The organism is Amaricoccus solimangrovi (assembly GCF_006385685.1).
GTDB lineage: Bacteria > Pseudomonadota > Alphaproteobacteria > Rhodobacterales > Rhodobacteraceae > Amaricoccus > Amaricoccus solimangrovi.
In genome coordinates, this window is record NZ_VFRP01000055.1 from 1 (window position 1) to 11,566 (window position 11,566).

Below are 11,566 nucleotides of genomic sequence, written 5' to 3' on the forward strand. Positions count from 1 at the left end.
GCAGATCTCCCCCACCATCCTCGCCGTCGCAACCGTCCTCATCGCCATCTCCGTCCTCCTCCTCGTCACCCTCGAACTCCTCCGGAGACGCTCGGAGAAGATCCGCGGAATGAGCCCGGGCTGAGAGGGGACAATGTCAGAACACGCCGGGTGTTCGTCACCGGGCACGCGGCGCCATGCCGGGGCGGCGCCCGTTCGTCGAGCGTGGAGCACCCGCAGCGGCCAAGGAGCGAGGCCGCTTCCCGTCCGCGCGCCATCCTGCGCGTCCGCGACCAGCGCCATGTCGGCCAGCGGCCCGTCTTCCTCTACGAGCGGAAACGCATGCGGCGCGGGAGCCTGTCACCGCGCTCTGCTCCCAGACCCGGCACGCGTCATCAAAAGCCGAACGGGTCCTTCCGCGGCACGCCTACATGTCGGGCGCGCGGCCGCGGTGCGAGTTCAGGCTCCCGCTGAGCATGGCGGGAAGCGTGTGCCCGAGCACGTCGAGCCGCGGGCCGCCGATCCGCGCCGGGAACGGGGCCGCCTGACCTAGTCTCCCTGACGGCGGGGGATCTTGGAGAGGTGATCGATCCACGGCAGCGCGGAGGCGCACCAGATCTGGGAGCTCGGCCTCAGCGCCCGCCGCTGATCGATGGTGCCGACGCGGATACCGACCCACTTCGCATCCTCGCCCTCGCCCGTCGTATAGATCGGTGAGCCGCGGTGAGGGCAGAAGAACTGGTCGCGCCCGCGGCCGTTGTCGCCGAATCTGGTGTAGAGCTTCGGCTCTCCGCCAGTAAGGCGAAACGCCTCGGCCGGAACGCTCGCCGTGATCCGGTAGGCCGATCCCGTCAGCCGCTGGCAGTCCGCGCAGTGACAGACGGAGATCTCGGCCACGTTAACCTCGGCCTCGTAGGTGACAAAGCCGCGGTGACATCGACCTTCCACGCGCATGCTCTACCTTCCCTTCACCGCGTCCTTCCGCGTGACGAACGCGCGAGATCTGGCATCCGCTCCCCCGAAAGCGCGCGTCCCAGCGGGATTCCGACGAAGGCCCGACCTCGTCATCGGCCTGTCGGCATCCTGAACTCTCGTCCAGGTTGGTTGCTATAGCGACGGGAGCTTCGGCGCAACGAAGCGTTCACGCATGCCACGCAAGCACCAGCGAACAGTGCGTGGACCGGACGGCGCCGCCGTTGATCCCGGCGGCGCCGGTCGGGCATTCTTCGCGCGGCAACGACCGCGACACGGCGCGCATCCGGGGAGTCTCACGATGGTCCGACGACACTACGGCCTGCCGTCCCTGGCCGCGCTCGCCGCGTTCGAGGCTTCGGCGCGCCACGCGAGTCTGACACTGGCCTCGCAGGAACTCAACGTCACGCCCGGCGCGCTGAGCCGCCAGATCAAGACGATCGAACAGGAAGTGGGCGTGCCGCTCTTCGTGCGAACCGGCAGGGGCATCAAGCTCACGGAGGCGGGGCATCTCCTGTTCGCCACGCTGTCGAAGAGCTTTTATTCCATCTCCGAGGCGATCGAGGCGATCAAGCACGACGACACCTCCCGCGGCGTCGCGATCGCCTGCAGCGACGTCTTCGCGACGATGTGGCTCATCCCCCGGATGCCCGACTTCTGGGACCGGCATCCGGACATCTCGGTCGATCACGTCATCTGGGAGAACACGCGCAACATCCGCCGGGGCGACGTCGAACTCAGGATCCGCTACGGCCTGGGCTCATGGGCGGCCGAGAGTTCCGAACTCCTGTTCGACGACTGCGTCTATCCGGTCTGCAGCCCGAGGTTCGCCGCGGAGCATGCATCCGCCACGATCGCCGATTTGCCGGATCTTCCGCTGCTGAGCGTGGACTCCCTCGGCCCCGACTGGATGAACTGGGAAGAGGCGCTCCTCCGCGGGGGAAATCCTGGCGGAGCGATCCGGTTACGCAGGATCGGCAATTTCGGCGTCGCGCTGCAGGCGGCGATGGCGCATCAGGGGCTTGTGCTCGGCTGGCACCGTCTGGTCGCCCCGCTCGTCGCGGAGGGCACCCTCCGCCGGCTCACCGCGCTCGTGGTGCCGGCGCCGGGCGGATACTATCTGACCCGGAGCGCCGAGCGGAAGCTCTCGCCGGCGGCGGTCACCCTGAGGGAATGGATCCTCGAGAAGGCGGAGGCCGCGCGGGCGGCGCCCTGCCCCCGCGGCGACCTTCCCGGAACGACCGCGCGCGCCCCTGACCCGGCCGCGGGGGAAAAGGCGGGGAACGGCGCGCCGGAAGCGCCGTTGCCGCGCGGCCCAGGGCGAGGATCAAGACCCTTTCGGTGACCTCGGGGAAGGCGGGGCTTCCAGACCCCCGGGCACTGGCCGGCCGCGCCCTGATCATCCGCCTTCATGTGGAGGCCCGGCCTTCCATTAGCACCATTGATCGTAAGGCTCATCATTCCTGAGCTTTAATACAGATGCCTTCTTGCATGGTGTTTCCGCTCGGAAGGAGCGGGACCGATCGGTGCGCCGGCGATCACTCTTCGAAGCGTCCCGAAGAGTCGGCGACCAGCACCGAGGGGACCTCCTGCCAGCGCCGAAAAGGGGCTTTGACTTCGGGAACGGTGCCGTGCTGCCAACCCGCGACGATTTGAGCTGATATCAAATCGGCGTGGAAGCGAAAGCGCATTGTCATGGCAGGGCGGATCGCCCGATCATGCCGCCTCAAATCGTCCTGCCTCTCCGGACGGAGCGGCGGACTTCGGGCGACCTTCTTCACAGGGACTGGACCTTCCTCGATGACCGACATTCCGAAACTCCCCGACCGCATGATGGGCGTCTGGCTCACGGGCCATGGAGGCTTCGAGAAGCTCGAGGTCAGAAGCGACATCCCGTTGCCCGTCCCGGCCGCCGGCGAGGTCCTGATCAAGGTCGCCGCCGCGGGCATCAACAACACCGACATCAACACGCGCATCGGCTGGTATTCCAAGGGCGTGTCCGACGGTACCGCCGCCGGCGGCGCGGCGGGGTTCCAGACATCCAACGACGTCGATGCGAGCTGGTCCGGAACTCCGCTGGCCTTCCCGCGCATCCAGGGCGCGGACTGTTGCGGACGGATTGTCGCGGTCGGAGAGGGTGTGAGCCCGGACCGCGTGGGCGAGCGTGTCCTCGTGCGGAACATGCTGCGGTCCTACGTCGATTATCGCCCCTGGGAATGCTGGACGTTCGGCTCCGAATGCGACGGCGCTTTCGCGCAATATGCGAAGGCGCCGGCGCGGGAGACCTACAGGGTCGAATGCGCCTGGTCCGACGTGGAGCTGGCTTCGATCCCCTGCGCCTACTCCACCGCGGAAGGGATGTTGCATCGCGCGCGCGTGGAAGAGGGCGAGCACGTGTTGATCACGGGCGCGTCGGGAGGCGTCGGCTCGGCCGCGATCCAGCTGGCGAAACGCCGGGGCGCGCGGGTGACCGCCATCGCCGGCAAGGCCAAGGCGCCGCGACTCCTCGATCTGGGCGCCGACGCCGTGATCCCCCGCGGCGAGCCGCTCACCGACCATCTCGACCGGGAGAGCGTGGACGTCGTCATCGACGTCGTCGCCGGACCCGGGTTCGGCGAGCTGCTGGATGTTCTGAAGAGGGGCGGCCGCTACGCGGTCGCCGGCGCGATCGCCGGCCCCCTCGTCGAGCTCGACGTGCGCACGCTCTACCTCAAGGACCTCACCTTCCACGGGTGCACCTTCCAGGACGACGAGGTTTTCGAGAACCTGATCTCCTATATCGAGCGCGGCGAGATAAGGCCGAACGTTTCGAACACCTATCCTCTCGAGCGCATCGTGGACGCTCAGGAGGAATTCCTGAGCAAGGGCACCGGCGGCAAGCTGGTCCTCGTCGTTCCTCAATAGGTATCCCAGATGTCCGAATTCGTCATCGAGCGCATCGATGTCTTCCAGGTCGATCTTCCCTATGCCGGCGGCGTCTATACGCTGTCCGGCGGCAGGGAATACCGGAGCTTCGACGGCACGATCGTCCGCGTCACCACGAACGACGGCCTCGAGGGGTGGGGCGAGAGCACGCCGTTCGGATCGACCTGGATCGCCTCGCACGCGCTCGGGGTCCGCTCCGGCATCGCCGAGATCGCGCCGCGTCTGCTCGGCCTCGATCCGCGCCGCGTCGATCGCGTGAACGACGCCATGGACCAGGCCCTCGTCGGCCACGAGCATGCCAAGACCGCGCTCGACGTCGCGTGCTGGGACGTCTTCGGAAAGTCGGTCGGCCTTCCGGTCTGCGAGCTGCTCGGCGGCCGCACCGACGCGCGGATGCCGGTCATCTCGTCGATCTACATGGGCGATCCGGAGGACATGCGCCGCCGCGTGGCCGAGCATCGCGAGGCGGGCTACATCGGTCACTCCGTCAAGATCGGCGGAGAACCCGCCGAGGACGCCGAACGGATCGCCGCCTCGCTCGCCGACAAGCGGCCCGGCGAATATTTCATCGTCGACGCGAACGGAGGGATGCTGGTCGAGACGGCGCTCCGGATGCTGCGCCTGCTTCCGCCGGGGCTCGACTTCGTGCTCGAGGCGCCCTGCGCAACCTGGCGGGAGTGCCTTTCGCTCCGCCGCCGGACCGATGTCCCGATCATCTTCGACGAGCTCGCCCAGAGCGACGCCTCGATCGCGCAGCTGGTGGCGGACGACGCCGCCGAGGGCATCGGCCTCAAGATCTCGAAGAACGGCGGCCTGACCCGCGGCCGTCGGCATCGCGACATCTGCCTCGCCGCCGGCTATACGGTGAGCGTGCAGGAGACCACCGGATCGGACATCGCCTTCGCGGCGATCGTCCATCTCGGCCAGACGGTCCCCGAACGCAACCTCCGCTGCCTTCTCGAAAGCCGCGACATGGTCTCGATCAAGACCGCTGACGGGACGTTCGACGTCACGGAAGGCCGCGTCACCGCGCCGACCGATCCCGGCCTCGGCATCACGCCTCGTCTCGACGTGCTGGGTGAGCCGGTCGCCACGTACCAGCGTTGAAAAGGACCGGGGCCCGATCCTCTCAGGTATCCGGAAGAACGACGGAAAGGCTCGGGCAAGAAGATGACAACTTCGATCACCGCCGCCGCGTCACCAATCACAACGGGAGTGTACCAATGACGATGAAGCCACTGCTGACCGCTTTCGCGCTCGCAGCCTCGCCGATGGCCGCCATGGCGCAGAGCGAGGCCGACATGCCCCCCTGCGAGAACTGCGCCGACTCGATCACGATCGTGTCCTGGGGCGGCGCCTACCAGACCATGCAGCAGAAGGTGTTCGCCGAACCCTATGTCGCCGCGACCGGCGTCAAGGTGATCTGGGACGAAAGCGGCGCCGAGGGGGTCGCGAAACTTCGCGCCCAGAACGAGGCGGGGAATGTCACCTGGGACCTCATCGACGTCCTCGCCGCCGACGCGATCCGGCTTTGCGACGAGGGGCTGGTCGCGGAGGTGCCCTTCGACGAGTGGCTCGCGCCCGCGCCCGACGGCACCCCGGCGAGCGAGGATCTTGCCAAGTACATCGTGGCCGAATGCCAGATCCCGACCAACCTCTATTCGACCACGTTCGGCTACCGCACCGATGTCGCCGCATGGAACGGCGCGGTGCCAACCAGCGTCTGCGACATCTTCGACCTCGAGAAGTTCCCCGGCAAGCGATCGCTCGAAAAGCGGCCGATCAACAATCTCGAATGGGCGCTGATCTGCTCCGGCACGCCGGCCGACCAGGTCTACGCCACGCTGGAGACCGACGAGGGCGTGCAGAAGGCATTCGACAAGCTCGCCACGATCAAGGACCAGACGGTCTGGTGGTCGGCCGGCGCCGAGACGCCGCAGCTGCTCGCCGACGGGGAGGTCGTGATCGGCTCGACCTATAGCAACCGCCTCTTCGCGGTTATCGAGGAGCAGAAGCAGCCCGTTGCGATGCTCTGGGACCGCGAGGTGCTCGACATCGACGGCTTCGTCGTCCCGGCCGATCTGCCCGAGGATCGACTGAACCGGGTCAAGCACTTCCTGAGGTTCGCGACCAGCACCCAGAAGCTCGCGGACATTTCGAAATATCAGCCCCTCGGCCCGGCGCGCGCCTCGTCTCAGCCGCTGGTGGGCGAGCACGCCGAGCTCGGGATCGAGATGGCGCCGCACATGTCGACGAACCCGGAGAACGCGAAGACCGCCTTCCTCTTCAACTACACCTGGTGGGCGGACCATCGCGACGAGCTCGACGCTCGCTTTCAGGCCTGGCTCGGACAGTAAACGGACGGTCCCGCCGCCGATCGGCCAGACCCGCTTCGGGCTCGAGGATCCAGCGGAAACGATCGGGAGACCGATCCTGGCCCCTCCCGCGGGGTGACACGCCCGCGCGGCCTGCGCGCTGGGAAGGTCGAGATGACAGAGCGGATCGACGCGTGGATCCGGCGGCGGGCAAACGTAGACGCCGCCGTGAAGCGGCTCACGAAGGGTCCGGGCTTCGGTCCATTCCAGCCACCACGCCGCCCGCCTTCGACGCCGCCGGAGAGGTTCGCCAAGGGACAGGGCCGAAGCGGACCTCGCCGACAGGCGTCGGAGGTCGCGCCCCGCACGGTCTCCGGCAGGCGTCGAAACACCCCCCTCATTGACAAGGTTTACCGAAATGCCTGAACGGGCATCGAATGATTGCGATCTGATCCCGCGCATCGCCCCGGATCAGCGGCGGCCCTGGCCCGACAACGCCCGGACCCATTCCAGGAAGCAGGTCCGCCAGATCATGGACAGCATCCGGACCTTCGGCTTCACCAATCCCGTGCTGATCGACGAGGGCAATACCATCCTCGCCGGCCATGGCCGGGTCGCGGCGGCGAAGCTGCTCGGCATGGCGACCGTGCCCTGCCGGCTCATCTCGTCGATGACACCGGCGCGAAGGCGCGCCTATGTGATCGCCGACAACAAGCTCGCGCTCAACGCCGGCTGGAACGAGGAAATGCTTGCGACCGAGATCGCCGGGCTTATGGCGATCGAGGCCGATCTCGGCTTCGACGTCGAGGTGATCGGCTTCTCGATCCCCGAGATCGACAGCCTGATCGACGGGCTCACGCCCCAGGAGCCCCGCGATCCCGCCGATGATCTCCCCGCGCCGGCGGCGTCGGACGCAGCGATCACCCACCCCGGCGACGTCTGGCTGCTCGGCTCGCACCGGCTGGTCTGCGGCGACGCGCTGGTCGCCACGACCTACGACCGGCTGCTCGAGGCGGAACGGGCCCAGATGGTGTTCACCGACTCACCGTATAACGTGCCGATCGACGGGCATGTCCGGGTCGCGGGCGCGGTCAGGCACCGCGAGTTCGGTCTCGGCGACCGAGGTGAGCAACAGCCGGGAGCGGCGGAAGGCATTCGAGATGATCGTCGAATACCGGGGGGACGCCACGCGCGAGGTCGCGCGGCGGCGTGCCCGGGGTTTGCCCGAGGACGACATCCCGCCGCATCCGGACACGATCCATATCTGCCCGCTCTCCGGCCGGGTCGTGGCGACCGGCCCCTGGACCCCGGAGGAGCGGCAGAGGCAGCGGGACCTGCTCCGGGCCAAAGAGGGTGTTCGGGACACGATCCGCGACGCGGAGCGCAAGCTGCGCCGCCGGCCCGGCGACGCGATCAAGCTGGAGCGGATCGCGACCTGCGAGAAGGTCATCGCGCGGATAGAAGACGAGCTGTCGAACCTCACCCGGGTGATCCTCGAGGGCGTCTGATCCGGACCTCGGCCTCTCGGCTCGAGATCAGGATCTCGCGACATGGCGGCCGGCGGGGCGAAGGTCCCGCCGGCCGCCTCGTTTGTCTCGCCCGCTTCCGGCGCGGGCCTGTCCGGGCCGCGGTCGGCGTCAGGCCGTGCAAGGCGCGGGCGGAGGCATATCTCGTCGGGTGCCGCCTGCACCTGCCCGGAAGGCAATCCCGGCTCCCAGGGCCTCGGCCGCGTGCACGGTGACGCGGTCGCCGCTCGCCTCGAAGAGGATGCCGGCGCCGGCCAGGATCTCGGCCTGAGCCGCGAGATCGGGCACCCCCGTCGCAAAAGCGACGATGCCCTCCGCGTCGCCCGTGCGTTCGACGTCGATATGCCCGCCGCCCCGGAGCGGCGCGTTGAGCCCGTCCACCGCGCGCCGCGCGGGCGACCCGGTGAAGGCCGCGAGAAACCCCGCGTGCGCCGGCGGATCGCCGGCGGCGATCGTCACGGCGCGAATGTCGGTCGCGCCGTTCGGGTGCCGCTGGAAGGCCGGGTTCCAGAAGCTCTCGGGGAAATGCTGCTGGCAGACGAAGAAGCCGGCGGCGGGCAGGCCCGGGTCGGCGGCGAAGGCGAGGGTGAAGGCGACGCGGGTCGCGGATCCGTCGGGGCGGCGGCCCTCGCGCTCGAAGAAGAAGGGGTCGAAATCGCCGATGCCCGCCGCCGCGAAGCGCGCCGCGTCCGCGCGGGCGTCGGCGCTGTCGAGCACCAGCATCGCGAGCCCCTGACGCTCGCGGAGATAGTCGCGGACGAAGGCTCCGAAGCTGAAGCTTCCCGGCGCATGCGGCGCGATCTCCGCGCCGTCGCCGACGGTGATGAGCTCGATGAAGGACGAGCCGAACTGGACGAGGCGGTTCTCGGTGCCCCAGGGATGGCGGTTGCGCGCGCCGACCTGGAAGCCGAGGCGGCGGTAGAGATCTGCCGCGCCGTCGAGATCGTCGACGGCGTGGACGAGGTGGTCGATCCGGCGCGGGGGCTCGGTCACCTCAGTCGCTCCGCTCGGCGAGGGGCCCGGCGACCTCGGCCGCGGCGCGGCGCGAGGCCTCGATGGCGCGGGCGAGATAGCCCGCCTCGGTCGGACTCGCCTCGCTGCCGCCCAGCACGAGGCGCCCGCCCCAAGGGCCCTCGACGCGGGCGAGGTCGCCGTCGGGATGGCCGGCCGAGGTCCAGTCCGCCGGCGTGGCGGTCAGGGGATCGCTCGCCCAGTCCTTGTAGAGCGTCGCGCGGGGGCGCACGGCCTCGGGACCGAACAGCCGGGCGAACTGCCGGAGCGCGGCGGCGGTCAGCGCCGCCTCGAGTAAGACACGAAGGTCGCAGAGGCGGCCCTTCTTGGGACATAGCGAATCCCGGGCAAGCGCGACCGCCGCGCACGTCTTATGGCGCTCGACCCGCGCCAAGCAGCGGACGGCGTCGCGTGCGAAGCGCGATCCCAACGCCTCGCACGCCCCGCCCCTCGCGGGGTCAGACCAACAGGTCGAAGAAGTCGCTCGCGCCGAGACCTTCCTGATTGTTCATCACATCCAGGCAGCTCGCGAGCGCGGAGCCGGTATCGGCATGATAGGTGCCACCCGCGTAGGCCGTTTGCACCGCTCCGATGACCTCAGCCGTCTGAAGCACGCCATCGCCGTTATCATCGATCCCGCTGAGATTTCATGGGCGCGTTCCGGCGGCTCTCGGCGGCCTGACCAATCGGCTCCCTCACGGCCGCGTCCAGCTCAGCGTCAGTCTCGTCACTGAGCGATGAGCTGACGCTGTGAGAATCCAGGACAGCCAGGCTCCAAGCTGTCGAGCCCGCTCCTTCAGCGATGGGCACGGGCGCGCGGGTGATTCTTGGATTGACAGAATGTTCCTCTCCGCATATATAAATTTTACGCGCGATAAAAATATACGAGACGCGTAGAAACATGAGGAGGAATCAGATGTCATCTCTTTTCCGCGTTACCGCCGTCGCCGCCCTCGCGTCCTGCACGGCGCTGAGCGGCGCCATGGCCGGCACCATCACCATTGCGACGGTGAACAACGGTGACATGATCCGCATGCAGGGCCTGACCGACGAGTTCACCAAGGCGCATCCCGACATCACCGTGAACTGGGTCACGCTCGAGGAGAACACGCTGCGCGAGCGGGTCACCACCGACATCGCGACCGGCGGCGGCCAGTACGACATCCTGACCATCGGCAACTACGAGGTGCCGATCTGGGGCAAGCAGGGCTGGCTGGCGCCGCTCGAGTTCGACGCGGCCTACGACGTGGACGACCTGCTCCCCGCGATCCGGGGCGGCCTGACCGTCGAAGGCAAGCTCTACGCGGCGCCGTTCAACGGCGAATCCGCGTTCCTGATGTATCGCACCGACCTCTTCGAGAAGGCCGGGCTGACCATGCCGGATAGCCCGACCTGGGAGTTCATCGGCGACGCCGCGCGCAAGCTCACGGACGCCTCGGCGGGAGTCGCGGGGATTTGCCTGCGCGGCAAGGCCGGCTGGGGCGAGAACATGGCCTTCGTCACCGCGCTCGCCAACTCCTATGGCGCGCGCTGGTTCGACATGGACTGGAAGCCGCAGTTCGACACCGAAGCCTGGCATGACGCCGCCACCTTCTACGTCGACCTGATGAAGGACGCGGGGCCGGCGGGCGCCTCGTCGAACGGCTTCAACGAGAACCTCACGCTGTTCCAGCAGGGCAAGTGCGCGATGTGGATCGACGCGACGACCGCTGGGTCCTTCGTGACCGATCCGAAGAACTCGACAGTCGCGGACAAGGTCGGCTTCGTCATCTTCCCGACCAAGGAAGGGCTGAGCAACCACGGCAACTGGCTCTGGAACTGGAACCTCGCGATCCCGGCCTCCTCGAAGAACCAGGCCGATGCCAAGACCTTCATCGAATGGGCGACCTCGAAGGACTATACAGCGCTCGTCGCCTCGAAGGAGGGCTGGGCCAACGTGCCTCCGGGGACCCGGACCTCGCTCTACGAGAACCCGGAATATCTGAAAGCGGCGCCTTTCGCCGCGCCGACCAAGGCGGCGATGGACGCGGCGGATACGACCAAGCCGACGGTCGACGAGGTGCCCTATACCGGCGGACAATTCGTCGCGATCCCCGAGTTCCAGTCGATCGGCACCACGGTCGGCCAGCTCTTCGCCTCGGCTCTGGCGGGGCAGAGCAGCGTGGATGACGCTCTCGCCCAGGCTCAATCGACTACCCAGCGCGAAATGCGCCGCGCGGGGTACTGAGCGCTTCCTCCCAGCGCCAACTGGCCGCCCGGACCGTCGGGCGGCCCTCTTCAAAAGCAAAACGTCGACAGGGGTCGCCGCGATGGCGGATGGCCAGGGAGGGTGCCATGGCTACAAGACAAACCGAATCCATCGCCCGCTTCATGCGTTTGCCGGCGATCGTCCTCCTGTTCATCTGGATGATCATCCCGCTCGCGATGACGGTCTATTTCTCGTTCCGCTACTACAACCTGCTGAACCCGGCAGCCGGAGGCTGGGCGGGTTTCGAGAACTACCAGTACTTCCTGACCGACCCGGCCTTCTGGCAGGCGATCCGCAACACGCTCGCCATCGTGCTCGGCGTGCTGGCGATCACCGTGATCGGCGGCATCGGCGTGGCGCTGCTGATCGACCAGCCGATCTTCGGCCAGGGGATCGCGCGGATCCTGGTGATCTCGCCGTTCTTCGTGATGCCGCCGGTGGCCGCGCTCATCTGGAAGAACATGATCTTCCACCCAGGCTACGGCGTCTTCGCCGGCATCGCGCAGAGCGTCGGGCTGCGGCCGGTGGACTGGTTCGGCGCCTATCCGCTGTTCTCGATCATCGTCATCGTCGCCTGGCAGTGGCTGCCC

General features: G+C 68.0%; 12 protein-coding genes and 2 pseudogenes. 9 read left to right on the forward strand and 5 right to left on the reverse strand.

The genetic code is table 11. The features are described from left to right. Positions 1-124, forward strand: a pseudogene (locus FJM51_RS24615) (ABC transporter permease); the annotation flags it as partial. Positions 125-528: 404 nt separating this feature from the next. Here the strand turns inward: FJM51_RS24615 and FJM51_RS22500 are convergent. Beyond that, a complete protein-coding gene (locus tag FJM51_RS22500) occupies positions 529-933 on the reverse strand; it encodes a GFA family protein (RefSeq protein WP_140456351.1) in 405 nt (134 codons plus the stop codon). A 319-nt stretch (positions 934-1,252) separates the two neighbouring features. Between FJM51_RS22500 and FJM51_RS22505 the strand changes: the two genes are divergently transcribed. Then, on the forward strand, positions 1,253-2,296 hold the full coding sequence (locus tag FJM51_RS22505; protein WP_140456352.1) for a LysR substrate-binding domain-containing protein: 1,044 nt from the start codon (positions 1,253-1,255) through the stop codon (positions 2,294-2,296). 193 nt (positions 2,297-2,489) lie between these two features. Here FJM51_RS22505 and FJM51_RS22510 read toward each other — a convergent pair whose 3' ends face one another. Next, positions 2,490-2,762 carry a hypothetical protein gene (locus FJM51_RS22510; RefSeq protein WP_140456353.1) on the reverse strand — a complete coding sequence of 91 codons (273 nt, stop codon included), beginning with the start codon at positions 2,760-2,762 and terminating at the stop codon, positions 2,490-2,492. Here FJM51_RS22510 and FJM51_RS22515 point away from each other — a divergent pair. The 5 genes and pseudogenes from FJM51_RS22515 to FJM51_RS24625 all read left to right on the forward strand — a co-directional run bounded on the left by FJM51_RS22515 (position 2,752) and on the right by FJM51_RS24625 (position 7,699). After that, positions 2,752-3,855 carry an alcohol dehydrogenase family protein gene (locus FJM51_RS22515; protein ID WP_233713236.1) on the forward strand — a complete coding sequence of 368 codons (1,104 nt, stop codon included), beginning with the start codon at positions 2,752-2,754 and terminating at the stop codon, positions 3,853-3,855. The genes FJM51_RS22510 and FJM51_RS22515 overlap by 11 nt on opposite strands. 9 nt (positions 3,856-3,864) lie before the next feature. Next, complete coding sequence (locus FJM51_RS22520; RefSeq protein WP_140456354.1) at positions 3,865-4,983, forward strand: mandelate racemase/muconate lactonizing enzyme family protein; 1,119 nt, start codon at positions 3,865-3,867, stop codon at positions 4,981-4,983. 116 nt (positions 4,984-5,099) lie between these two features. Then, positions 5,100-6,233, forward strand: coding sequence for an extracellular solute-binding protein (locus FJM51_RS22525; protein ID WP_140456355.1), 1,134 nt, complete (start codon positions 5,100-5,102; stop codon positions 6,231-6,233). Between the two features lie 490 nt (positions 6,234-6,723). After that, positions 6,724-7,059, forward strand: a pseudogene (locus tag FJM51_RS26470) (ParB/Srx family N-terminal domain-containing protein); the annotation flags it as partial. Between the two features lie 202 nt (positions 7,060-7,261). Continuing rightward, the gene (locus FJM51_RS24625; protein WP_233713238.1) at positions 7,262-7,699 is read left to right on the forward strand and encodes a hypothetical protein; all 438 of its coding nucleotides are present in this window, start codon (positions 7,262-7,264) and stop codon (positions 7,697-7,699) included. A gap of 129 nt (positions 7,700-7,828) precedes the next feature. On the opposite strand, the gene FJM51_RS22535 is transcribed toward FJM51_RS24625, so the two are convergent. The 3 genes from FJM51_RS22535 to FJM51_RS24030 form a co-directional block, all read right to left on the reverse strand. Further along, positions 7,829-8,710, reverse strand: a complete 882-nt coding sequence (locus tag FJM51_RS22535; RefSeq protein ID WP_140456357.1) for a VOC family protein — start codon at positions 8,708-8,710, stop codon at positions 7,829-7,831. A 1-nt stretch (position 8,711) separates the two neighbouring features. Beyond that, positions 8,712-9,122 carry an FAD-dependent oxidoreductase gene (locus tag FJM51_RS22540; protein WP_210240396.1) on the reverse strand — a complete coding sequence of 137 codons (411 nt, stop codon included), beginning with the start codon at positions 9,120-9,122 and terminating at the stop codon, positions 8,712-8,714. A 64-nt stretch (positions 9,123-9,186) separates the two neighbouring features. After that, the gene (locus FJM51_RS24030; protein ID WP_181164723.1) at positions 9,187-9,342 is read right to left on the reverse strand and encodes a hypothetical protein; all 156 of its coding nucleotides are present in this window, start codon (positions 9,340-9,342) and stop codon (positions 9,187-9,189) included. 302 nt (positions 9,343-9,644) lie between these two features. On the opposite strand from FJM51_RS24030, the gene FJM51_RS22545 reads away from it, so the two are divergent. Both FJM51_RS22545 and FJM51_RS22550 read left to right on the forward strand, forming a co-directional pair. After that, complete coding sequence (locus FJM51_RS22545) at positions 9,645-10,955, forward strand: ABC transporter substrate-binding protein (RefSeq protein WP_140456359.1); 1,311 nt, start codon at positions 9,645-9,647, stop codon at positions 10,953-10,955. A gap of 107 nt (positions 10,956-11,062) precedes the next feature. Further along, a partial coding sequence (locus tag FJM51_RS22550; RefSeq protein WP_140456360.1) for a carbohydrate ABC transporter permease occupies positions 11,063-11,566 on the forward strand: 504 nt, incomplete at its 3' end.